Annotated in this window: 18 protein-coding genes and 1 pseudogene; 13 read left to right on the plus strand and 6 right to left on the minus strand. The window is 71.8% G+C overall.

Going from position 1 to position 23,871, the window contains the following annotated elements; all coding sequences use genetic code 11:
• Positions 1–235: 235 nt before the first annotated feature.
• Positions 236–1,630 (plus strand): NAD(P)/FAD-dependent oxidoreductase, encoded by a 1,395-nt coding sequence (locus tag MUU72_RS15435; protein WP_248013822.1) that lies wholly within the window; start codon positions 236–238, stop codon positions 1,628–1,630.
• A gap of 55 nt (positions 1,631–1,685) precedes the next feature.
• On the opposite strand, the gene MUU72_RS15440 is transcribed toward MUU72_RS15435, so the two are convergent.
• Positions 1,686–2,165 (minus strand): MarR family winged helix-turn-helix transcriptional regulator, encoded by a 480-nt coding sequence (locus MUU72_RS15440; protein ID WP_248013823.1) that lies wholly within the window; start codon positions 2,163–2,165, stop codon positions 1,686–1,688.
• A gap of 207 nt (positions 2,166–2,372) precedes the next feature.
• On the opposite strand from MUU72_RS15440, the gene MUU72_RS15445 reads away from it, so the two are divergent.
• The 3 genes from MUU72_RS15445 to MUU72_RS15460 all read left to right on the plus strand — a co-directional run bounded on the left by MUU72_RS15445 (position 2,373) and on the right by MUU72_RS15460 (position 5,430).
• Entirely contained in the window at positions 2,373–3,842 is a 1,470-nt protein-coding gene (locus MUU72_RS15445) for a UbiD family decarboxylase (protein WP_248013824.1), read from the plus strand.
• A gap of 143 nt (positions 3,843–3,985) precedes the next feature.
• A complete protein-coding gene (locus MUU72_RS15450) occupies positions 3,986–4,612 on the plus strand; it encodes a non-oxidative hydroxyarylic acid decarboxylases subunit B (RefSeq protein WP_248013825.1) in 627 nt (208 codons plus the stop codon).
• Between the two features lie 311 nt (positions 4,613–4,923).
• Positions 4,924–5,430: a DinB family protein gene (locus MUU72_RS15460; protein ID WP_248013826.1), complete on the plus strand. Its 507-nt coding sequence runs from the start codon at positions 4,924–4,926 to the stop codon at positions 5,428–5,430.
• Between the two features lie 664 nt (positions 5,431–6,094).
• Here the strand turns inward: MUU72_RS15460 and MUU72_RS15465 are convergent.
• The 3 genes and pseudogenes from MUU72_RS15465 to MUU72_RS35615 all read right to left on the minus strand — a co-directional run bounded on the left by MUU72_RS15465 (position 6,095) and on the right by MUU72_RS35615 (position 8,531).
• Positions 6,095–6,907 carry a class I SAM-dependent methyltransferase gene (locus MUU72_RS15465; RefSeq protein WP_248013874.1) on the minus strand — a complete coding sequence of 271 codons (813 nt, stop codon included), beginning with the start codon at positions 6,905–6,907 and terminating at the stop codon, positions 6,095–6,097.
• Between the two features lie 115 nt (positions 6,908–7,022).
• A pseudogene (locus MUU72_RS15470) lies at positions 7,023–7,232 on the minus strand (TetR/AcrR family transcriptional regulator); the annotation flags it as partial.
• Positions 7,233–7,502: 270 nt separating this feature from the next.
• Positions 7,503–8,531, minus strand: a complete 1,029-nt coding sequence (locus tag MUU72_RS35615) for a carbonic anhydrase (protein WP_308403824.1) — start codon at positions 8,529–8,531, stop codon at positions 7,503–7,505.
• Positions 8,532–8,791: 260 nt separating this feature from the next.
• Here MUU72_RS35615 and MUU72_RS15480 point away from each other — a divergent pair, with 260 nt between their 5' ends.
• Together MUU72_RS15480 and MUU72_RS15485 are read left to right on the plus strand one after the other, a co-directional pair.
• The gene (locus MUU72_RS15480) at positions 8,792–9,451 is read left to right on the plus strand and encodes a PhzF family phenazine biosynthesis protein (protein ID WP_248013828.1); all 660 of its coding nucleotides are present in this window, start codon (positions 8,792–8,794) and stop codon (positions 9,449–9,451) included.
• 148 nt (positions 9,452–9,599) lie between these two features.
• Entirely contained in the window at positions 9,600–10,469 is an 870-nt protein-coding gene (locus MUU72_RS15485) for an alpha/beta fold hydrolase (protein WP_248013829.1), read from the plus strand.
• A 325-nt stretch (positions 10,470–10,794) separates the two neighbouring features.
• Here MUU72_RS15485 and MUU72_RS15490 read toward each other — a convergent pair whose 3' ends face one another.
• On the minus strand, positions 10,795–12,957 hold the full coding sequence (locus tag MUU72_RS15490; protein ID WP_248013875.1) for a heavy metal translocating P-type ATPase: 2,163 nt from the start codon (positions 12,955–12,957) through the stop codon (positions 10,795–10,797).
• A 1,466-nt stretch (positions 12,958–14,423) separates the two neighbouring features.
• Between MUU72_RS15490 and MUU72_RS15495 the strand changes: the two genes are divergently transcribed.
• From MUU72_RS15495 to MUU72_RS15525, 7 genes are all read left to right on the plus strand, one after another.
• Positions 14,424–15,356, plus strand: a complete 933-nt coding sequence (locus tag MUU72_RS15495) for a ParB/RepB/Spo0J family partition protein (protein WP_248013830.1) — start codon at positions 14,424–14,426, stop codon at positions 15,354–15,356.
• Between the two features lie 666 nt (positions 15,357–16,022).
• Complete coding sequence (locus MUU72_RS15500; protein WP_248013831.1) at positions 16,023–17,360, plus strand: NAD(P)-binding protein; 1,338 nt, start codon at positions 16,023–16,025, stop codon at positions 17,358–17,360.
• A gap of 508 nt (positions 17,361–17,868) precedes the next feature.
• Positions 17,869–18,903 (plus strand): ABC transporter ATP-binding protein, encoded by a 1,035-nt coding sequence (locus tag MUU72_RS15505; RefSeq protein ID WP_248013832.1) that lies wholly within the window; start codon positions 17,869–17,871, stop codon positions 18,901–18,903.
• A complete protein-coding gene (locus MUU72_RS15510) occupies positions 18,900–19,673 on the plus strand; it encodes an ABC transporter permease (protein ID WP_248013833.1) in 774 nt (257 codons plus the stop codon). Before MUU72_RS15505 ends, MUU72_RS15510 begins: the two co-directional genes overlap by 4 nt.
• The gene (locus MUU72_RS15515; RefSeq protein WP_248013834.1) at positions 19,670–20,461 is read left to right on the plus strand and encodes an ABC transporter permease; all 792 of its coding nucleotides are present in this window, start codon (positions 19,670–19,672) and stop codon (positions 20,459–20,461) included. The genes MUU72_RS15510 and MUU72_RS15515 overlap by 4 nt, the downstream gene beginning before the upstream one ends.
• A 670-nt stretch (positions 20,462–21,131) precedes the next feature.
• Positions 21,132–22,283 (plus strand): NAD(P)/FAD-dependent oxidoreductase, encoded by a 1,152-nt coding sequence (locus tag MUU72_RS15520; protein WP_248013835.1) that lies wholly within the window; start codon positions 21,132–21,134, stop codon positions 22,281–22,283.
• 17 nt (positions 22,284–22,300) lie between these two features.
• The gene (locus tag MUU72_RS15525; RefSeq protein WP_248013836.1) at positions 22,301–22,864 is read left to right on the plus strand and encodes a hypothetical protein; all 564 of its coding nucleotides are present in this window, start codon (positions 22,301–22,303) and stop codon (positions 22,862–22,864) included.
• 49 nt (positions 22,865–22,913) lie between these two features.
• Here the strand turns inward: MUU72_RS15525 and MUU72_RS15530 are convergent, their stop codons facing one another.
• Complete coding sequence (locus MUU72_RS15530) at positions 22,914–23,858, minus strand: TIGR03560 family F420-dependent LLM class oxidoreductase (RefSeq protein ID WP_248013837.1); 945 nt, start codon at positions 23,856–23,858, stop codon at positions 22,914–22,916.
• Positions 23,859–23,871: the final 13 nt, after the last annotated feature.

Consider the following 23,871-nt stretch of genomic DNA (forward strand, 5'->3'; position numbering starts at 1 on the left):
CGGACGCCCGCGCCGTGCGCCGTGCCGGGGCCCGCGGCGCGGAGCGGATCGCCGCCGGGGCACCGGCCCCCGGGCGCGGCCGGCCGGAGCGCGGCCGGCCGGGGTGCGGTCGGCCTCGCACCCGGGGCACGCGGTCCCCTGCCCCGGCTTATGTCAACGGTGTTGACCCTTTGGCGGGGCCGGCGGTCTGATGGGCGGAGCCGGAGGCCACCCCCCTGCCCCCAAGGAGCCCGCCATGGATCCCGTCCACGCGCTCAAGGACGCCGACCCCACCCCGTTCTGGCTGGCCGACCCCGGCCGCCCGCAGGCGGCGCCGGCCCTGGTCGCCGACACGAGCTGTGATCTGCTCGTGGTGGGCGGCGGCTACAGCGGTCTGTGGACCGCCCTGATCGCCAAGGAGCGCGATCCCGCCCGCGACGTCGTCCTGATCGAAGGCGAGGAGATCGGCTGGGCCGCCTCCGGCCGCAACGGCGGATTCTGCGAGTACAGCCTCACCCACGGCCTGGCCAACGGCATGGCGCGCTGGCCCGGCGAGCTGGCCGAGCTGGAGCGGCTCGGCATGCGGAACCTCCAGGCGATCGAGGACACGATCGACAGGTACGGCATCGACTGCGACTGGCGGCGCACCGGCTCCCTCACCGTGGCCACCGAGCCGTACCAGGTCGACGAGGTGCGCGAGTTCGCCGCGCTCGCCGCCCGGTACGGCCGCGCGCAGACCCTGCTGGACGCCGGCCAGGTCCGCGCCGAGATCAACTCACCGACCTTCCTGGGCGGGCTCTGGGACAAGGACGGCACGGCGATGCTCCATCCCGCGCGCCTCGCCTGGGGCCTCAAGCAGGCGTGCCTGGACCTCGGCGTACGCATCCACGAGCACACCCCGGCCACCGCCGTCGCGGCGGCCGGCCCGGGGATCTCGGTGCGGACCGCCTACGGCCGCGTCCTCGCCAGGAGGGTCGCCCTCGCCACCAACGCCTTCCCCTCCCTGCTCAAGCGGCACCGCCTCTACACCGTCCCCGTGTACGACTACGCGCTGATGACCGAGCCGTTGTCGCACGAGCAGCTGGCCTCCGTCGGCTGGCGCAACCGGCAGGGGTTCTCCGACACCGCCAACCAGTTCCACTACGTGCGGCTTTCCGCCGACAACCGCATCCTGTGGGGCGGCTACGACGCCGTCTACCACTACCGGGGCCGCGTACGCGCCGAGCACGACCAGCGGCCGGCGACCTTCGCCACCCTGGCCCGGCACTTCTTCCGGACCTTCCCACAGCTGGAGGGGGTGCGCTTCACCCATGCCTGGGGCGGTGCGATCGACACCAGCACCCGCTTCTGCGCGTTCTTCGACACCACGCACCGGGGCCGGGTCGCCCATACGGCCGGGTTCACCGGACTGGGCGTGGGGGCGACCCGGTTCGCCGCCGAGGTGATGCTCGACCTGCTGGCCGGGGAGCGGACCGAGCGGACCGCTCTGGAGATGGTGCGGCGCAAGCCCCTGCCGTTCCCGCCGGAACCGGTCCGCTGGGCGGGAATCCAGGCCACCAGGCGCTCCCTCGCCCGCGCGGACCGGAATTCCGGACGGCGCAACCTCTGGCTGACGGCCCTCGACCGGCTCGGCCTCGGCTTCGACAGCTGAGGCCCGCCCCACCGGGCGCCGGCCGACCGGCCTCGCCGGGCCGGCGGGTCGTTCGTCAACGGCTCCCGTGCGGGTCGCGGGCGGTCGGCCGGGACGGGGCCTCCGGCGCCTCGTTCGCGGACAGGTCCGCCAAGTCCCGCAGCAGCGGCAGGAGTTGGGCCAGGCGCCGGGAGCCGAGCCGCTCGGCGGGCCAGCTGTTGACGCGGGCGACCGCGGGAGCGATCCGGTGCAGGAGCGCACGGCCCTCGGGGGTGAGGTGGACCTGATGGCGGCGGCGGTGGGCGGGGTCGACCTCGCGGGTGATCCAGCCGCGGGAGGCGAGCCGGTCGAGCATGGTGGCCATGGTGGACCGGTCGATGGCCGTGGCCTTGCTGAGCTCGACCTGGGTGACGCCGGGGGAGTCCGCGAGGACGGTCAGGACGGCGTACTGGGGGGCGGTGAGGTCGGGGACCTCGGCCTGCCAGATCGCCGTGAGCTGCTGCATGGCGCGGCGTACCAGGTGCATCGGAGTGTCGGTGAGGGGCTGCTCGGACATGACCGCAGGATCTCCGAATCGTTCCAGCGCGGGTGGGTGGTGAGGCGGGCCCGGCGGCGGGGCCTCCTGGCGGAGATCTTGGCACAGACGACGGAAACGGGGCGGGCCCGCCCGAGAGGAACATCAGTACACGGATTATCTGTATAGTGAATGTCAGTGCACTGATTAATGCCGCCGGTGCACTGCCGAACACCGTCAGGAGGGCCCATGAAGCATCCGTCCGACCTTCGCGCTCACATCGACGCACTGGAGAAGCTGGGTGATCTCCACCGCGTCCATGAGCAGGTGGACTGGAATCTGGAGGCCGCCGCTCAGACCAGGTACAGCACCGAGCGCCGGCTCCCGGCCCCGCTCTTCGAGAACGTCGCGGGCGTCGCCGAGGGCTTCCGCCTGCTCGGCGCCCCGGCCGCACTGAGCTCCGACCCGAACCGGCGGTACGCGCGCGTCGCGCTCAGCGTCGGCCTGCGCCCGGAGGCGACCGGCCGCGAGATCGTCGAGCGCCTGGTCGCCGCCCGGCACCGCCCGGGTGTGCCACCGGTCGCGGTCACCGCCGAGGCGGCCCCGGTGAAGCAGAACGTCCTGCTCGGCGACGAGGCCGACCTCAACCGCTTCCCCGTACCCTTCGTCCACGAGGGCGACGGCAACCGCTACGCCAACACCTACGGCGTGATCATCGCCCGGACCCCGGACGGCTCGTGGACCAACTGGTCCATCGCCCGGATCATGATGATCGACGGCACGCACATGACCGGTCTCGTCATGCACCCCCAGCACCTCGCCCGGATCTGGCAGCAGTGGGCCGACCTCGGCAAGCCCATGCCCTACGCGCTGGTCCAGGGCGGCGACCCCGCGATCCCGTACGTCGGGGGCATACCGCTCGGCGACGGCGTGGCCGAGGCCGACTACATCGGCGCGCTGATCGGCCGTCCGCTGGAGGTGGTCAAGGCCGAGCTGTCCGACCTGATGGTCCCGGCCGGCGCCGAGATCGTCATCGAGGGCCACCTGTCCGTCGAACGCGAGGGAGTGGAGGGCCCGTTCGGCGAGTTCGCCGGCTACCTCCCGCGCGAGACCAGCCGCCAGCCCGTGTACCGCGTGGAGGCCATCACCCACCGGGACGCGCCGATCTGGCCGCTGGTGGCGGAGGGCAAGCCGGTGGACGACTTCCACACCGTGACCGGAATCGGCGAAGCCGCCGGCGCGCTCGACGCGATCCGCGAGGCCGGACTGCCCGCCGCCTCGGCCTGGGCGCCGCTGAGCGCGGCGAGCCACTGGCTGGTCGTCACCGCCCCGGCGAACTGGCGTGAGCTGCTGCCCGGCACCACCGAGGAGGAGTACGCGCGCCGGGTCGGCGAGGCGGTGTTCGGCACCAAGTTCGGCTCCTGCCTCCCGCGGGTCTTCCTGCTGGACGACGACTTCGATCCCACCGACGACGCCGATCTGCTGTGGGCCCTGGCCACCCGCGTCCACCCCGACGGGCGCACCGTCCGCTTCGCGGACGGCCCGGTCCTTCCCCTGCTCACCTGCTACACGCCCGAAGAACGGCACGCCGCCCGGGCGACCAAGGTGGTCCACGAGGCCCTGCTCCCCGCGCCCGGTGAGCGCGAGCGGCAGAGCACCTTCGAGGACGCGTACCCGGTCGAGGTGCGGGCCAAGGTGCTGGCACGCTACGCCCGCTGACGCCTCGTCAGCCGGCCAGCCAGCCAGCCAGCCAGCCGGCCGGCCGGCCGCCGGCCCGGCAGCGGGCGGGGTGGCCAGCCGGCCGTCCCGACCCCGCCGGGCCACCCGAAGGAAACGACACCGAGGACACGAAAGGTCGAGGCATGCGCCTGATCGTCGGAATGACCGGCGCCACCGGAGCCGTGCTCGGCATCCGGCTCCTCCAGCAGCTGCGGGAGCAGCCGGACGTGGAGACACACCTGGTCATGAGCCGCTGGGCGAAGGCGACCATCGCCATGGAAACGGACTGGACCTCCCGGGACGTCGCCGCCCTCGCCGATGTGGTGCACGGCGCGGACGACCAAGCGGCATCCGTGTCCAGCGGTTCCTTCCGCACCGACGGGATGGTGATCCTTCCCTGTAGCGCGAAAACGCTGGCGGCGATCCGGGCCGGGTACGGCAGCGATCTGATCGCCCGGGCCGCGGACGTCGTCATCAAGGAACGCCGGCGCCTGGTACTCGGCGTACGCGAGACGCCGCTCTCGACCATCCACCTGGAGAACATGCTGGCCCTCTCCCGGATGGGCGTGACGCTCCTGCCGCCGATGCCCGCCTTCTACAACAAGCCGCAGAGCCCGGACGACATCGTCGACCACATCGTCGCCCGGGTCATGGACCAGTTCGGCCTGGACAGTGAGCGAGCCGTACGCTGGGAAGGCCCCGCCACGGCGCACGGTCACCGCACCTCCCGCGCCCGCCGACCGGCCCAGGCCGCGGAAGCCGCCGGATGAAGCCCTCGGGGCGCCCCACCCGCACGGCGGATCCGGCAGCGTGCGCAGCACGTTCGTCCCCTGTGCACAGACGTCCCCGGAACGGCCGGGCCCGCCCGGCGCCGGTACGCCGGCCGAGGCCCCGACTTCGACACGTACCGCCGCCCGCTGTGGAAGCGCAGCATCAAACCGCTGATCACCCGACCCGGCGTCGCCCGCGGTCCCGGGCCGGGGACGGTGCGTTGGGTGGTGGAGCGAACGGTCCGGCCGATCATGCGGGGCGTCGATAAATGCCTCGACATCCGGCACGGTGGTCGGGGACGCTTCCCGCGATGACCAGAATCGACGACACGCCACCCGCGTGGGACGAGCGCACCCAGCTCACCACTTTCCTCGACTACGCACGGGACACTGCCCGCGCCAAGTGTGCGGGCGTCTCCGCGGAGAACGCCCGCAAGGCGCTCCTGCCGGGCTCACCGCTGATGACCATGAGCGGAGTGATCAACCATCTCCGCTGGGTGGAGTACTACTGGTTCCAGGTGGTCTTCCTCGGCGAGGAAGACCGGGCCCCCATGACGGATGAGGACCCCGACCGCGAAATGCGTATCGCCGTCGACTTCCCGCTCATTCGGTTGCTCGACGAATACGCCGAACAGAGCGCCCGCTACCGCGAACTGGTCGCCGGGAACGACCTGGACAAGCAAGCCCAACGAGCCATCCGCGACGGCCGCCACGTCGACCTGCGCTGGATCCTCCTCCACCTCACCGAGGAGACGGCACGCCACAACGGCCATCTGGACATCCTGCGCGAGATGCTCGACGGCACAACCGGTTACTAGGAACCGTCCGGGCATCATGGGTTGGCGCGCACGGTCGGCGGTAGGTGTCTGCGCGGTCCCATGGTCTGCGCCCATGACCACCGAGGAGTACCTCTCAACGCTTGACGCGTTGGCCGTGCAGCCGTTCCCGGAGGCGACTTATGTCGACACCTCCGGTGAAGGCGGACCGGAGCATCATGTGCGCGAACTGCACGTCAGTCGGGACTTCTGGGAGGACGACGACGGGCAGGCCGGGGTCGAGGCCGAAGCCGAACTCCAGACCTGTCTCGACGGCCTGGCCGCACACCTGACAACTCGGTGGGGCAATGCGTTCGTCGTGGACCTCGGACCGTATCTCAGCGCCAGCTTGCGAGGGCGAGCCGGTGCCCGAGCCACTCGACCACCTCAGCCAACAAGTGGTGAGCATGCAGGTGTGGCCACTCCCCGACAGCGGTCGTCGGCTCGCGCCGGCGGTCGGCCAGGCCGACAAGGAGCTGCCACTCGTCCTGTTTGCCGCCGTCGGCAGAGCTTCCGCACGCGACTTGAGCACGAGTGGCCGGTCATGAACGGAGCCGCACGAGGACAGCGGCAGCTGAGACAGTGCCGAGAAACGGCGCCGCTCTCCTTGCCACCGACAGCCATTGCCGAAGTGAGCTTGCCCGTACCGAGGCGGGGGCGCCGGGCCCTACCGGCGGACCGCCGAGACCAGTCCGCCGGGCCGCTCCTCGTCCTGCGGTGGGGTTCCGATCGGGCGGCCGTAGGCGGCGGCGCGCTCGTGCAGGGTGTGGGCGTCGGCCTCCCAGCCGTGCCCCGCCAGCCACCCCACCGGGTCGTCGGGCATCTCCGAAACCCACAGGGATGCCGCCGACCCCGGCACGGCGTCCGCGCCGAAGCGCTCGATCACGCCGCGCGAGCCCAACGTCAGCCCCATCCGACTGCCTGCCGCCGACTGCGCGCTGATCCGGGCCAGCAGCAACTCCACGGCGTCCGCGGGCAGGTAGATCAGCAGTCCTTCGGCGATCCACACGGTCGGCACCGCCGGGTCGTGCCCTGCGGCGGCCAGCGCGCCCGGCCAGTCCGCCCGCAGATCCACCGCGACGGTGATCCGCTCGCAGCGTGCGACGGTCCGCTCCTCGCGCAGTACCGAAGCCTTGAAGTCCAGTGGCGCGGCAGTGTCGACCTCGAACAGCCGGGTGCCGTCCGGCCAGTCCATCCGGAAGGCCCGGCTGTCCATGCCGGCGCCGAGCAGTACGACCTGCCGGATTCCGGCCGCGGAGGACTGCCGCAACAGGTCGTCGAGGAACCTCGTCCTGATGACGATGGAGCGCGACACGGCCAGCCGGCGGCGTCGGGCGGCCTCGTCACCGGGCGGCGGCGAGGAGGGCCACAGGCCGCCGGCGGTGGCGAAGGCCCGTGCCAGCGGGTCGTGGAACAGCGCGTCCGCCCGCTCGGTCTCCAGCGCCCGCACCCGGGCCACCCCGACCGCCGTGGCCCACACTCCCGACGGCTGAACCCGCTCCCGCTCATCAGTCACCGCGCCAGCCTAAGCGATCGATCAGACGGGCGGGGCAGGGGTTCGCTGCGGCCCGAGTTGAACGGTAGGCCCGTTCCCCTCAAGAGTCGTGATGACCGCTGGAGCGCTTGAACAGGATGTCGGCGGCGCGGTCCATGACCTCGGTGCGACTGCGGCCCTCGTGGTCGGCGGCGAGGAAGTGATTCCCGATGCGCAGACAGAAGGCGAGCAAGCTGCGCGCCTCGATCTCGTCGGCATCGGAGCAGAACGTGCCGATGAGCTCGCGCAGCAGGTCCATGCGGCGGTTGTCGGGAGAGCTGGCCTCGCCCACGGGAACGGAGCGCACTTCGACAGCGTTCCGGCAGCCGTTCGTGCGCCACAACTGGGGCCGGGGGGCAAGGCGTTGCGACAGCTGTGAGTCGGGCTCGCAGCCCGCGTCCCGCAACGTCTCGTCGGCGGCCTGCCGCACGCCCGTAAATTACCGGACTCCGTGCCCGATCGGCCTCGGAGTCGCCTGGTCACCCCTGCCTGTCGTGCCGCCCGGCAGCTGCGACGACGCTCGTTCGACTGATCCGATCGATCAGGCGGGCGCGCCGGCCAGGACTTCCACCCGGCCGGTGTCAAGCGAGTAGTAGGCGCCGACCACGGCAAGCGCGCCCCTTCGCACGAGCGGGGCCAGGTCCTGGTTGGCGCGCAGATCAGCCGCGGTCAACGTGACCTGGGCCCTGGCCATGGTATCGACCGGGTCGGTGCCGCTCTCCCGGAGTGCCTGCTCGTACGCCGGCTGGAGCGCCTTGACGATCGCTTGCAGGTTGCCGGGCAGCCTTTTGCCGTCACGAAGGGACTGGTACGCCGCTTTGACAGCGCCGCAGCGCTGATGCCCGAGGACCACGACGAGGGGGGTGTTGCTGGTCATGGGTCCGTACTCGACAGAACCGGTGACCACCGGGCCGACCGCCGCCCCGCCCGTGCGCATGACGTAAAGATCACCCAACCCGGTATCGAAGAGGAGTTCGGGTGGCACCCGTGAGTCGATACACGAGAGGACCGAACCGAAAGGCTCCTGTCCCCGGGCCAGGAGCTGACGCCGGCTGGGATCCCGGTCGGGGTGCTGGAGGTGCCCGCTCACCCAGCGCTGGTTGCCTTCCATCAGCCTCGTGAATGCCGCGGCGGGGGTGGTGGGCCGTGCCTGCGACGAGGCACTGGGGGCCGACGAGGCTTCGCTCTTCGCAGAGCACCCCGCAAGCGCAACTGCGGCGCCCACCAGTCCGCCGGCAAGCAGCGTCCTACGACCCGGACTCCCGGCTCTCTCCATCGATTGTTCCCCTCGATGCCGCTCAGACTTGTCCTGTGTCCTGCCGGGCTCCATGGTCGGCGTTGTGCAGGCTCCCGCACCGCAGGCACAAGCGGGCGTGGGCCGCATTGCGGCAGACGGACCACCGCATCTGCCTGCTTCGCGCCGATGCGACGCAGGGGACGGCGACGGCGACGGCGACGGTGCCGCAGGAGCTGGTGCGTGGAATGCCCTGTCCTGCCTCTGGGGAGAAGTGGGCCCCCAACGTCCTGGATCCCGTCGGAAAGGGCGCCGCGGACCATCGCCTGGGTCCATAGCCCTGGTGGTCACGAGGACAACCTCGTCGACGACGCCGGTCCGGCGGCACCTCCCGTGGTCGGCGGTCCGGGAAGTGGGCGGATGCAGCCGTCGGCCGATCAGTGTGTGCCCGCGGTCAGGGGAGGAGGGGAGGAAACCGCCCACCGGACCGCTATCCGTGTGACCGGCAGCGCCGGAGCAATGGCAGTGGCACCCCGCCCGACCGAGGTGGCCACGAGACGAGGACCAGTCAGCTGCTGACCTGCTTGAATGGCCGAGTGACCGCTGACATCCTCTTCCTTCGCGTCTTCTGCGGCCCGGGCGGCGAACACGGCAACGTTCTGGGCGTGGTACGCGACGGCCGTGCCTTTCCCGACGAGCGGTCCAGACAGGCCCTGGCCCGGGAACTGGGGCTGAGCGAGACCGTGTTCATCGACGATGCCGAGCGCGGTGTCGTAGACATCTATACGCCCGGAACGCGGCTCTCGTTCGCCGGGTACCCGCTCGTCGGCGTGGCCTGGCTGCTCGGCCTGGAAACGCTGGAGCTGTCCGTGGGCAGCATCCTCGTGCGTCGCGCCGAGGGCTGCACGTGGATCAGAGCACGAGCGGAGTGGGTTCCGCCGCGCACGCTGCGGCAGTACGGCAGTGCGCAGGAGGTCGACGGGCTGGCGGTGCCGGAACCAGGAGAGTGGGTATACGCCTGGGCCTGGCAGGACGAGGCCGCCGGCCGCATCCGTGCCCGGGGGTTCCCGGGCCGTGGCGACGGCATCGACGAGGACGAGGCCACCGGCGCGGCAGCACTCCTGCTCGCCGACCGGCTGGGGCGAGCCGTCACGGTCACCCAGGGCAGCGGATCGCACATCATGGCAGCCCCCGGCCCCGACGGCACCACCGATATCGGCGGACGTGTCTGCGTCGTGGACGATTCCTGGTGCTGAACTGCAACGCCATGGCGAGCGGGCTGCTGGCCGAAGCACAGCGAGGTGCCGAGCGCGGCGGATGCGGGTGTGCTGTCAGCAGCCGACATCCGTGTGGGCGGAGCGTTCCAGGGCATGCGAGCCGTGATGCCTTGGCCTAGGAGGTTTCGTGTTCGACGGCTTCGAGTTGACGCGATGTGAGGGGGACGGCGCTTACCTGCGGGTGCGCCATGGCGGCGACGGTCCGGCGGTCCTGCTCCTGCACGGGCATCCGCGCACGCACGCCACGTGGCACCGTGTCGCCCCACTGCTGGTCGCGGCCGGTCATACGGTGGTCTGCCCCGACCTGCGTGGCTACGGTCAGTCCGACAAGCCCGCGACCGACCCGGAGCACCGCCCGTACTCCAAGCGCGCCATGGCCGGCGACTGCCTGGCGGTCATGCGCCGCCTCGGGCATGAGCGGTTCGCCGTCGTCGGGCACGACCGGGGCGCGTACGTGGCCACGCGCCTCGCCCTGGACCATCCGGAAGCGGTGTCCGCGGTGAGCGTGCTGGACGCCGTCCCCATCGGGGAGGCGCTGCGGCGCTGCGACGCGACGTTCGCCGCGAGCTGGTGGCACTGGTTCTTCCTCGGACAGACCGACAAGCCGGCCGAACGCGTCATCAACGCCGACCCCGACGCCTGGTACCAGGCCACAGCCGAACAGATGGGCACCGAGGCGTACGAGGATTACCGCCGCGCCATTCACGACCCTGCCACCGTGCACGCCATGTGCGAGGACTACCGCGCCGGCCTCGGTGTCGACCGGGAGCACGATGACGCCGATCGGCAGGCCGGCCGGCGCATCCGTTGTCCGTTGCAGGTGTTGTGGGCCACCCGGGACGACATGGTCGACCTCTACGGCGACGTACCGGGCGTGTGGCGGGACTGGGCGAGTAACCGGCTGGACGGCGGCCCGATCGACTCCGGCCACCACATCGCGGAAGAGAAGCCCGAGGAGCTCGTCTCCGCCCTGTGCGCGTTCTGGAGGACCGCCTGAGAAGGGCAGGACGCGATTCCGCGGGAGACCTCACGCCTGGCCAAGTCGGGGTGCTGCCCCAGGCGTTCCGCGGGCGGTTCGCGCAGGTCGATGGTGCAGGGTGCCTGGCACGGCGGACGTCGAAACGGGTGCCTGGCACGGCATCCTTGCCCAACCCCCTGCCTGGGGCGCGCTGTCACACGGCCGCGAACCGCGCGTTGCTCCTTGCCGACGCGCTCAGGCAGAGTTACCGCGCACCGGCGACTTCTGCTCTGAACAGCGCCTGCCGTGGGCGGTTCGCCGCCGGACCACCTCACAGGGCACGCACCGCGCTCTCTGCGCCACTTCATGGCGCCAGGGAGAAGTAGTTCTCCTCCTCCTGGGTGAAGTGCAGACGCAGGACGCTGTGCAGGCCGTACAGGCAGGCACGCAGGTCGTCGAGCTGTTCCGGGCGCACGTGCCCCTCGGCATCGGCGAGTTGCAGATGGGTGCCGATGCGGTGGGCCAAGCGGTGGATCTCGGTGTGCGCCCGGCTCATCGTGGCGGTGACCTCGGGGCCGCCGAGGGCGGCGGCGAGGGCGGGGTAGAGCTGGTGCTCTTCGGCGAGTTCGTGGGGCAGGAGGCGTTGGGTGAGAAGCTCGTCAACGTGCCGTACGGTCTCCAGGGCTCCGGGGTGTGCGGCGTCGGTGAGGTGGTCGGCGGCTTCGCGGACGGCTTCGATGACCTCGCGCAGGTCGTTGTGCTCGGCGGCGAAGCGCTGGATCAGCTGCTCGGTGGCGGGTTCGATTGCCGGCTGCGCGGTCCGGTCGGGGCGGAGGGCGCGCAGGGCGTTGAGGATGACGGTGACGTCGATGGCCTCCTGGAGCAGGGCGCCGGCAGCGGGTGGCAGCAGGCCGAACGCGGCAGCGACCATGGCCGCCAGGGACATCGTCATGCCGGCCAGTGCGCTCTGAACGGCGATGTGGCGGGCGCGGACAGCGATGGTGGCGGCGTCGGCGAGGCGGTCGACGCGGTCGCTGGTGAGCACGATGTCGGCGGCCTCGGAGGAGGCACTGGACCCGTGCGCGCCCATGGCGACACCGACGTCCGCGGCGGCCAGGGCCGGGGCGTCGTTGACGCCGTCGCCGACCATGACGGTGATGGCGCGCTCGCGTTCGTCGCGGACGGCGGCGACCTTGTCGGCAGGGGTCTGCTGGGCGCGGACGCCGTCCAGGCCGAGGACCGCGGCGACTTCGCGGGCGGGTTCGGCGCGGTCCCCGGTGAGCATCAGCAGGCGCCGGATCCCGGCCTCGCGCAGGCGTCGCAGAGCCCGCGGCGCGTCACTGCGCAAAGGATCGCGCAGCAGGATCGCACCGGTGAGGGTGGTGTCCTCGGTGAGCCAGACGACGGCGGCGCCGTCCAGGGCGGCACGGTTGTCGGCGGCGCGGGCCCAGCTGGGCAGGGGGGAGCCGTCGTGTCTGCCGACGCTCACCGTACTGGTGCCGGTGTCGCTGCCGGCGCTCGTCGTGGTCCTGGTGGTGAGGCGGCCGGTGGCTCCGTGACCGGGCCGTTCTGCGACCTCGTGCACCGGTACGAGCGCCAGGCGGCGACCGTGGGCCTCGTCCGTGATGGCCCGGGCCAGGACATGGGGGGAGTACTGGTCGACCGAGGCGGCCAGCGCGAGGACCTCGTCAGGCGTGTGGCCGGGGGCGGCTGCGATGTCGATGACCCGCGGGCGGCCGGTGGTGAGGGTGCCGGTCTTGTCGAGCACCAGGGTGCGGGCGCGCCCCAGGGTCTCCAGGGCGGCCCCGTCGCGCATGACCACACCCTGGCGGGCGGCGCGGGACAGGCCGGAGACGATCGCGACGGGCGCTGCGAGGAGGAGCGGGCACGGAGTGGCGACCACCAGCACTGCCACCGCCCGCACGGCCGAGCCGGCGGTCAGCCAAGCCAGGCCGGCCACTGCCAGGGCCAAGGGCAGGAACCAGGCGGCGTAGCGGTCGGCCAGACGGATCACCGGGGCGCTCTCGGCACCGGCCTGCTGGGCGAGGCGGACGATCTCGGCGTAGGTACTGTCCTGCTCGGTGGCGCCGGCCCGCAGGTCGAAGGCGGTGCCTGCGTTGACGCCGCCGCTGCGGACCGTCTCGCCCGTGGCGCGTTCGACCTGACCGGACTCGCCGGTCAGGACGGACTCGTCCAGGACAGCGGTGCCGCCCTCGATGCGCCCGTCGACCGGCACGACCTCCCCGGGGCCGACGACCAGCAGGTCACCGGCCCGGACCTCGGCCAGGGGCACGGTGCGAACCTGGTCGCCGATGCGGCGGCGGGCCGAACGGGGGGCGTGTTCCAGCAGGTGGCGCAGGTCGTGCGAGGCACGGCGCTCGGCCGCCGCGTCCAGCCAGCGGCCGGTGGCGAGCATGAGCGCGATCAACGCCCCGGCCACGTACTCGCCGGTGGCGAGGGTGCCGGCCAGCGCGAGGACGGCGATCAGATCGACACCGGCCCGGCCACGCCGCAGCGCACCGATCATCCAGACCACGGCAGGCACGATCGCCGCGACCGTACCCACGGCCCAGCACACGTCCGCCAGCGTCCGGGCCCTGGCCAGCCAGGCGATGCCCCCAGCCGTCAAAGCCGCGACGGTGATCGCGAGCAGCACCGGCTCCAGCCGCGGCCGGCGCGGGGAGCCCGTGGCCCGCCCGTCCGTTCGTGCATCGTTCCGTCCATACACCGCACACTCCGAGGGCTCACGTCCTATTTTCCGTCGAGCCCCGCTCCGCGGCCATGCCGGCCGGCGGCACCACGAACTCCGGCCCCTGGCGGACCGTCCGTCCTCGCGGACACCCCCGCGACAGCCGGCAGCCTCCGCGGTCACGCACCACACCGTCGTCGGCCCGCGGTCGACCGGTGCCCGTTCTCCCCGCGCAGACCTCAGCCGGAACGGCGCGTGGGGGCTGCGGGCGGACGACGGCCAAGGGGCATGGCGAGAACCGCAGAAGCTGGTGGCCGACCGAGCCCAGTCCGTGGCCGGCGCGGAACCCTCCGCGGCCGCGCGCCGACGACCGGGCATCCGCCCGGCCGGAGGCGCGAGCCGGAGCCGGCAGCGGGTGCCCTTCCGGAAGGTCCTCCGCCACCTTCACCCGGAGGGGAGCGCGGACGTCACTGCCAGGTGCCGCGCAGGACGCGGGGGCGGTCGGTCGCCGGGGGCTACGTCCATGGGCCTGGCGGCGGGCCGGGCGCCAGGGCCGAGCGGATGGCCGTCAGGGGAGCCGGCGGGGGTGCTGTCAGGGGGCTGCCGGAGGGTGGTCGTCACCGGTACGTGAACGGGCCGGGGCTCGTGCCCCCGCGGCCCGGCCGCTGCCGTCGGCCGGTGCCGCACCGGACAGGTTGAGGCACATCGGCGCCAGCACGCACTCGCGCCCCATTCGCCCCTCCCGCGCCTGATACCGGTTCGAATATGCCAGGACCACGTGCAATGCCGGTTCATCCCTCAGAAGACGCTGAAACCTGGATGAGGCACGATCCTTGGGAAATCGACCGCCTTCGCCCCTGTACCGGTCCAAACGGTGCTGCCGCCGGTCCCTCAGCCCGCTCTTCACGGATCGTCACCTCCGCAGTTCACACCCGGCGTCGCCGCGATCAGCGGTAGTGGAGCGATACCGGCCCCCCGGTCCGCGTGTCCAGGGGGAAATGGCCGAACCTGTTCCATGGCTGATCTTGCACGCTGTCATTCGCTGTCAATGACTGGTCAATTGTTGTGCAAAGTGGGTTCCGTGAAACTGAGAGCCGAGGGGTGCGGGGGTGGCGCGATTCGGCTGCGGAGGCTCCCTTCCGCTTCGTCGTGACAGGTATGGCAAACAACGGGATCAACGAACGAGGGGCCGTCCAGTGACCGAGACAGTTGACGCCGAGTCGCCTGCGAAGAAGGACCACCGAAATGTTTCCGCACCGATGGCGGAAACCGACGGTCTCACTGTCGGGCAAGCCACCGCTTGGGTGGACATCAGGTCCCTCCTGCCGGCCGACTCGCCCCGTATCGCCGGGGCGAACATCGAGCACGCCCGTTTGCTGGCCGAATCCGGAGCGCGGTTGCCGCCCATCATCGTGCAGCGTTCGACCATGCGCGTCATCGACGGGATGCACCGGCTGAGGGCAGCCGCCCTGCGCGGTGAGACCGAGATCGAGGTGCGGTTCTTCGACGGAGCGGAACAGGACTGCTTCGCTCTCGCGGTCAGGGCCAACGTCGCCCACGGCCTTCCGCTGTCCCTGGAGGAACGCACGGCGGCCGCCCAACGCATCGTCCGCTCCCACGCCCAGTGGTCGAACCAGGTGATCGGCGAGGTCACGGGGCTGGACGCGAAGACCATCGCGTCGTTGCGCCGGTCCACCGAGGGCGTGCCGCAGATGGAGTCCCGGATCGGCAGGGACGGACGGGTCCGCCCCCTCGACGGAGCCCAGGGGCGCAGGCTGGCCGGCGAGTTGATGGCCCAGCGTCCGGACGCGCCGCTGCGCCAGATCGCCCGGGCCGCAGGGGTGTCCTTGGGCACCGCCTCCGACGTGCGCCGACGGATCCGCAGCGGCCAGGACGCGGTTCCGGCCGGACTGCGGACGGCCGGCCCGCCGTCCCCGGCCCGGGGCGCGGTGCCGGACGGCCGGCGCGGTACGGCTGATCCGAAGGCCGTGCAGCACCACCGGCGCGTCATGCTGCGGAAGCTGCGCAAGGATCCCTCCCTGCGGTGCAACGAGGTCGGGCGCGCCCTGCTGCGTTGGCTGGAGGTCCAGGCGGTGGAGGGCGAGGAGTGGGAGCGACTGCTGAACAGTGTGCCGAGGCACTGCACGGAAGCCATCGCGGAACTGGCGCGGGGCTGCTCGGGGGTCTGGCAGGAATTCGCCGCACAACTGGAACGGCGCGAACAGGCCAGCGCATGACATGCGGCAAGGAAAATGCGGCTCCGCGAGGACGCCGCACCGGTTCCCGGTGTATTCCGTACGGGATCTCTCCTCGCCGATTCGAGGGAAAAGCAGCAGGGGCCGGCCGCAGCCTCTTTCCGTCCCGGCCGGACGGGACCTGCGGCAGGCCCCGGATGAGGGAAGGCGGGGATGACCAGATTCTCACTCTCCGGCACGGCAGGGGCGGGCTATAGTGAGGATTCTTCCGGTCGGCGTCTCGACCACTGATGTGTGCTCTCCACCCCGGCATATGGTCATCGGTCGGATCCTGCGGGCCCCAGGAGCGCTTTCTCGATGAAGAAGTGACCGACCGCCGGCGTCACCGGCATCGGCCGGGTAACTGCGTGAACTCACGGCCCGCAGTCCTGTGCTGCGCGTGGAAGGTACGGAGCGGCCCCGTGGTGCCACCACGGACGGAGATGTTCGACCCGGGAATTTCCCCGGTTGAACACCCGTGGTGCGGGCCGGAGTACCGCTCACGTACGCACGCCCTCCCACCGTGCCATTCGCCGGGCTGTTCCCGATGCTCGTGACACTTCCGTCCACCGGCCCGGGGCCCTCGGTGACGAGGCGGAACGGAAAGTCCTGCACAGCCGCCACGGCGGCACACCAGAAGTGTTCTCACCAAGGGAAAGAGGCTGAACTGTGCTGGATACGGCGGTAATCGGGGCCGGCATGGCGGGGGCGGCGGTGGCCGCCGAACTGGAACGAGCGGGCCGCGACTACGTGGTGCTGGAGGCCGGCCCGCACCGGGGACGTACGCACATCGCCGCGGACGACGACTCCGCCCACCTGGCCGACCCGGCACAGGACCCGTCCTTCACCCCGTTCCTCGCACGGCCCGGGGCGCTGTACGGGCCCTTCTCCGGGTACCGGCGACGGGTCGGGGGGCGGAGCCTGTACTGGCGCGGGATCTGCCTCCGCGTCGAGGACGACGTGTTGGGCGAGTGGCCGGCCGAGGTACGGGATGCCTTACGGGGAACCGGCGGCGAACCGGGCCTCTACGCGCGCACGGAGGAGGCCCTGCGGACATGGTGCCGCGGGAACCGGCTGACCCAGGCCCGCACCGCGACCGAAGAAGCGATGGTCAAGGAACTGACCGGGCTCGGATACCCGGCCGTGCCGACCCCGCGGGCCATACGGATGCTGGGACGGGGGCGGTGGGAGGCGTACTCCCCGATCACCGACCTGCCGCCGGCGCGCCTGCGCGCGGGGCATCGTGTCACCGCCGTGCGGAAGCGCGCCGACGGCTACTCGCTGATCCTCGGCGACGGCGGCGGCCCCGCACTCGACGTCCGGCACGTCGTCCTGTGCGCCGGCACCCTCGGCACCATCGAACTCGTGGACGGCCTGCTGCACGGAGGCGACCGGGAACCACGGCGTTACCCCCTGGTCGATCATGTGGCCTGCGGCATGCTCGTCGTGGAACCCGACGGCCGGCACGAGGAGATGGAGTCCTCGGTGCACGCGGCATTCGACGCGCCGTCCCGCTCCAATCTGATCGTCGAACGCCAGCGGCACGGCGAGGGGGTCCTCCTGGACGCCTGGACCATGGGGGAGCAGCCGCCGGAGGCGGCGTCCACCGTCCTGGTCGGCGACGCGACGCGCATCGTCCTGGAGCCGCCGGCCCGGGCCGCCCTCGACGCGGTACGCCGGGACCAGCGCACGGTGCTGGGGCGGCTGGCCGAGCACGCGGGACTCACCGTGCACGTCCGCGAGGAGTACGTCTCGTTCGACGACGCCCTGGCCTGGGCCGAGGCGCATCCGGGCACCGCCGCGTGCTATGACGCGACGATCGGCGAACTCGACCACGAGAGCGGCGGACTGGCGCTGGGCGGGGAGCACGTGGACGTCACCGGGCAGCTGCGGCAGGCCCCAGGCGCGGCCGTCGTCGGGCCGTGCCTCTTCCCCCGCGCGGGGGCGGCCAATCCGAGTCTCACCACGCTGGCGCTGGCGCGGTACGTCGTCCAGCGCATGCCCTGACGCGGTGCGCTGCCGCGACCACCGGCGGCCGGCGGGGGAGCGGGCCGCCGCCCTCGTGTGGCGGGGCGGACCCGACGCGTACTCCGTCGAATTCCGGAAACCCGAAGGAAATTCCCCGACATGGTGAAGTGATTGCCCACTCGGAATCGGCAGGGTCCGCCGAGGTAATCGCCGCCGTCCCGGTGGGGTGCTCCGCGGTCCCCGGCGAATTTCCGCGCGATCGCGGTGCCGGGGGGGGGCGGTGCCGGGGGCCGGTTCCGGCCGTGCGGCCCGCGGCCCGGTCATCGGCGGCGTCAATTGCCTTTTGCGCGCCGTGAGTTGGGTCGGTAGGGTCGGTGCCGATCACAGGAACGACCTCATCGGCCAGGTGTCTCGAAGGCCCTTTCCGGAAGCCGTGAGGGACCGCTGGAAAACGTCCGGCAGCGCGGCAGCCGCTCGGCTGTATTCGTGAGGAATGTGTGGGGGATTATGCAGAGTGGTACCTCCCGTGACCCCGAAATCTCCGCTGATGAGCGACCGGTTCGCCACTGACACCGAGCGAGGAGCCACGTACATGATCGAGGTCACCGGTCTTGGCCGCGTGTTCACCAAAAGGGGACGGAAGGCGAAACGTGCCCAGCAGGGCGGGTCGGCGGCGCCCGGCAGCCGCATCGTCGCGCTGGAGGGCGTGAACCTGTCCGTCCCCGAGGGCGAGACCCACGGCATCCTCGGACCCAACGGGGCGGGCAAGACCACCCTCGTCAAGATCCTCAGCACCATGCTCCTCCCGACCTCCGGCCGGGCACGGGTCGCGGGCCACGACGTGGCCACGGAGGCCGACCGGGTCCGCCGCCGCATCGGGATCGTCTTCGGCGGGGATCACGGCCTCTACACCCGGATCACCGCCCGCCAGAACCTGGCCTTCTGGGCGACGATGTACCGCGTCGACGCGGGCGTGGTGAAGCGGCGCAGCCAGGAACTCCTGGAACGGGTGGGGCTCACGGACCGGGCCGATGAGCCCGTGGAGGGCTTCTCCCGCGGTATGCGGCAGCGCCTGCACCTGGCGCGGGGGCTGATCGGCGACCCGGCCGTCCTGTTCCTCGACGAGCCCACCATGGGCATGGATCCCCTCGCCACCCGGGACTTCCGGGACCTGGTCCACGAGCTGAAGGCCGAGGGGCGCACCATCCTGATCACCACCCATGACATGGCCGAGGCGGAGGCCCTGTGCGACCGGGTGTCCCTGATCGACCACGGAACGGTTCTCGTGACCGAGTCGACCGCCACCATCGGGCGGATGCTCTCCGGACACGACCGCATCGACATCACCCTGCGGGAGGACCAGGCGCACCTGCTGGCCGAACTCGCCGGCCTGTCCGGGGTGGAGCGGGTCGACAAGCTGCCGGAGCCGGGGACGGCGCGGATCCACACCACGTCGGCCGACGCCAACCCCGTCGTACTGCGCTGGCTGCTGGACGCGGGCGTCGACGCCTTGCGCACGGGCCGGCCCACGCTGGAAGAGGTCTATGTCCACCTCGTGGGGAACCGGGGGCTGACCGTATGAGCGTGCGGGTCATGGCCGCGGCGGCCAAGGTGCAGTGGAACACCAGCATCCGGGCCCCCGAACACATGGCGATCGTCATCACGGCGCCGATCATGTCCGTGATCTTCCTGTCCATCGTGCGCTACAACGACCGCGACGACCTCGTGGCCAACGCCGTCATCGGCACCGGCCTGTTCGGCATCTGGTTCGTGGCGGTGGACGTGGCCGGCGGCGTCATCCAGAACGAGCGGTGGATGTCCACCCTGGACCTCGTCCTGGCCGCGCCGCGCGCGTTCGGCCTGGTTGTCTGCGGCCGCATCCTGCCGGTGATGCTGATCGGTGCCTTCACACTGCTGGAGTCCTGGCTGGTGGCCACCGTGGGCTTCGGGGCACACCTGTCCGTGCGGCACCCGGGGATCGCGCTGGCCGCCCTGCTGGTGACGTTGTTCGCCACCGCGTGCACGGCGACGATGCTGGCGACGTTCTTCGTGATCAGCCGCGACACGACGATCTACCAGAACGCGCTGAGCTACCCCTTCTACATCCTCGGCGGCGTGGTGTTCCCGCTCTCCGCGCTGCCGGACTGGATACAACCCGCGGGGCGGGTGGTCTTCCTCTCCTGGTCGGCCGACCTGCTGCGCGACAGCCTGTCCGGCGACGAGGTCCAGGACGTGCTGCCGCGGCTGGGAGCGATCGCGGGCCTGGGCGCCCTCGCGCTGCTCCTCGGCATCTACCTCATCCGCAAAGCGGCGGAACGCGCCCGCCGCACCGGGACGGTGAGTCTGGCATGACGGCGAAACAGGTCATCGGCCAAGCCGCCTTCGTGGGCTTCACCGAGTTCAAGCACGTGTACACCCTCAAGACCTGGCTGACGGGGTGGATGCTGCGCCTGGTCAGCCAGGTGGTCTTCTTCGGGCTGGTGGGAAAGATGGCCGGCGACCGGATCACCGCCGAGTACGTCCTGCTGGGCAACGTGGTCACGGTGATGGCGATCGAGGCCACGCTGGTGATCACCACGGCGGCGCTGGAACGGTTCCAGGGCACCTACCCCATGCTCGTCGCCTCGCCCACCAACATGGGGCTGGTGTACCTGGGGCGCGGCCTGCACTGGGTGGTGGCCGGGCTGGGCAGTTCCGCCCTGGTCCTCGCGCTGGTGTGGGGCCTGTTCCGGCCCGACTGGAACTGGCGGGTCGCGGTGTTCGCCCTGCCGTGCCTGGCGCTGATCGGCATCAGCGCCTACGCCTACGGGGCGTTCCTCGCCGCGTGCTCGCTGCGCCACCACAAGTTCCGCTGGCTGTACCTCAACTTCGGTTTCACGCTCCTGATGACGTTCTGCGGCGCCAACGTTCCGCGGTCGTTCTGGCCGGCGCCGATCGAGTGGTTCACCGAGTTCCTGCCTCTTTCGCACGGGCTCGCCGCGGTGCGCACGCTGGCGGCCGCCGGTCCGGTCTCCGAGGTCGTCGGCCAACTGGCGCTGGAGATCTGCGTCGCGGGACTCTGGGCGGTGCTGACGTTGGTGTTCTTCGAACGCATCGCGGGCAAGGGCCGCCGGGACGGGTCGCTGAACTTCACCTCGTGACGGCTCGGCCACGGTGCCCGGCGGGCAGGCCGGGTACCACCGCGGACGAGCCCCGGGCGGCGTGCGCACGGGCCACGCCGCCCGGCCTGTGCGCACGGGCCGGGCGGCGTGGCCCGTGCCGTCGCGCCAGGGCGCTCGGACAGGGCGCCTGCGGCCCCTCCCCGCGCGCCCGCACCGATTCTCCCGCGGCGACAGGCCGTCCGGTCATCCGCCCGACGATTGTCGCGGCTACCGGCACCGCCTTTTCCCGCGGCAATCCCTTTCCCCGGCAGAGGGATTCCGCCGCACCGCCCCGGCCAGACGTCTCCCGGGCGTGATCCCTGAACGAGAGGAATGCGGTGTACTCTCGCCAGGAGTCCTCTCCATGGAAGCATCTGAATGGTTCGCCGACCGTGAGGGTGCCGCGCCGGGAAGCGGAATTCATGGAAACCGCCGGCGTCACTGCTTTTCGGGGCCGGGCATTTCCCCTCCCCGCCTTCGACCACCTCCTTTCCGACGGCGTGCCGAAAGGCCGGCCGAGCCCGGACCCGGCGACATCATCGCCGCAGTCGGCGAGGCTGTGCGGCGCCCGCACACCGGGCCGCACGAACGATCACCAAGACCACCGGGCAGGGGCCGTTCCCCGCGCCGCCTCCGCCCGGCCCCACTCCCCTGAAAGGAAAACGGCCCGATGAGCCGCAACATCCGTGTGGACGTGGCAGTGGTGGGCGACGGCCTGATCGGCATGTCGACCGCCCTTCATCTGCACCGCAGGTATCTGTCCGCCGCGGTCATCGGTGGGACGCCGCAAGGGCGTGCGTCCACCGCGGCCGCGGGAATGCTCACCCCGGCGTGCGAGTACGACCCTTGGATGCCGCAGGAGTTCTACGAGTTACTGCACAAGGGGCTCGACTACTACCCCGAGTTCCTTTCCGCCTTCGGCTTCGCTCCCGAGACGGTCGGATACCGCCCCACCGATTTCACGCTGCTGGACCTCGTGGAACGCCCGGACAGCCTCCGGTCCCGGACGGAGTGGATGGACAAGTACGGCATCGACCACAGGTGGCTCAGCGCCGCGGAGGTCTGCGAGGTGGAGCCGCAGCTGTCCCCCAGGGCCTTCCGCGGGGCCATCCGCATCACGGGCGAGGCGGTGGTCAACCCGCGGGCCCTGCTCCAGGCGATGACGGAGTGGGTGACCGAGGAGGGCAGTCAGGTGCTCGGCGGCGGCCTGGCCGGGGTCGGCGACGAGCGGGGCCGGCTGCGCCTGACGACCGGCGGGGGCGACACGGTCGTCGCCGACCAGGTGGTCATCGCCGCGGGCGCCTGGAGCGACCGGGTGGGCCGCGCGTTCGGCCTGGACATCCCCGTCTGCCCGGTGAAAGGGCAGATCGTACGGCTCTCCGGCCCGCCCGGACTTCTGAACTCCGTGGTGTTCATGCCCAGCGGCGGATGCGGGTCGATCGTCTCCCGGTCGCCCGGCGAGTACATCGTGGGCACCAGCGAGGAGTACCTGAGGCCGGAGGCGGACAACACGGCCGGTGTGGTCGGTGCCGTCCTCGGCCGGCTGTGCTCCGTCGTCCCCGAGGCCGCGGAGTGGCGCATCGAGGAGATGTGGAGCGGCTTCCGCCCCATGACCTCGGACGAACTGCCCGTCATCTCCCGCGCCGACGACCCCAGGATCGTGGTGGCGACCGGGCATCACCGCAACGGGGTGCTGCTGACCCCGGTCACGGGCCGGCTCGTGGCGGCACTGGTCGACGACGAGGCCCCCGGGCTGAGCCTGGACCGCTTCCGCTACGGGCGTCCGCTGCGCCCGCACACCCGATTCGCCACCAAGTACTGACGGGCCCGGAGGTTCCCATGAAGTCCTTCACGATCCGTGCGGCGCGGCCGCACGCGGACGAGACGACGGCCCTCCTCGACTGGAGCGCCACCCGCCTCGACGAGCTGGAACGCTGGGCCATCCGCCGCCAGGTGCGCGTTCCCCGGCCGATCCTGGCCGACGTACGGCGCCGGTACGCGGAGCACGACGGCGGTGCGCCGGCGCCGGTGCCGCCCGTCCGGGACCGGGAACCGGACCCCGTCCCCGCCGCGCAGGCCCCCGAAGCCGCCCTGCTGGCCGCGCTGGAGAGGGATCTGCTGATGTACGCGGCGTCCCTGGCCGAGGGGCGCGTCGACGATCTGACGGTGACGACGATGCCGGGTATCCCCGCGGCGTTCTACGCTCCGGAGAGCCGCCGGTTGTTCCTGCCCGGATGGCTGGTGGAGACGGTCCCGGACCGTCTCTTCGCGCCGACGGCGCTGTTCCCGGAGCCGCCGCCGGCCACCGTCTCGTGGCTGTTCTTCCAGAGCCTGGTCCTCACGCCGCCGTCCGTGCCGTCCGGTCCGACGGCCCATGTCCTGGGGATCCGGGAGTCGGACTGAGACCGGACGGTCACCGGCCGGGGCGGCGTCCCCCCGGCCGGGCGCGCGGTCAGCCGGGGAGGCGCAGCCCCGCCAGGGCGGCCACCTCGGCCAGCTCGTCGAGCAGTGCCAGATCGAGGGGATTGTTGATCTGCGCGTAGCAGCGTTCGGCACCGGCGTCCCGGTAGGCCCGCAGGACCTCGGCCACCTGCTCCGGTGACCCCACCGCGCCGAAGCCCGCGATCTCCGCGGCCGGTTCACCGGTGTCCGCCACCCGCCGCGCCAGCGCGGCCCGGTCGCGGCCGGGGCACAGGACGAGGGAGGCGGACACGGTGATCTCCCCGGGTTCGCGTCCCGCCTCCGCAGCGGCCGCCGCTACCCGCCCGGCAGCCGCCCGCACCTGCTCCGGAGTGGTGAACGGAACATTGAACTCATCGGCGTACCGCGCGGCGAGACGCGGCGTCCACCGCTTGCCGAGGCCGCCGACGATGAGCGGCGGATGCGGCGTCCGGACCGGCCGGGGCAGTGCCGGACAGCGGTCGAGGCGGAGGTGCCGCCCCTGGTAGGAGACTTCCGCTCCGGGGGCGGCCGTCCACAGGCGCCGGATCACCTCCAGCGTTTCCTCGAGCCGGGAGAACCGCTCCGTGACGGAGGGGAAGGGGATGCCGTACGCCTGGTGCTCGCGTTCGTACCAGGCCGCTCCCACGCCCAGTTCGAGACGGCCGCCACTCATCGCGTCCACCTGTCCGGCCATCAGCGCGAGGACGGGGGCGTGGTGGAACGTCGCGGCCGACATCAACGTGCCCAGCCGCATGCGGTGCGTGTCCCGGGCCAGGCCGGCCAGCAGCGTCCAGGCGTGCAGGGGACCGGGGCCGGGGTCGCCGTCGCCGATGCGGACCAGGTGGTCGCTGGTCATGAGGGCCTCGAAGCCGAGGGCCTCCGCACGGCGCGCGAACGTGCTCACCGCGTCGTAGGTGGTGCCCTGCTGGGGTTCGACGAGCAGACGGAGAGTCATACCTCGTTGCCTT

The sequence above is a fragment of the Streptomyces rhizoryzae genome, from assembly GCF_023155275.1.
GTDB lineage: Bacteria > Actinomycetota > Actinomycetes > Streptomycetales > Streptomycetaceae > Streptomyces > Streptomyces rhizoryzae.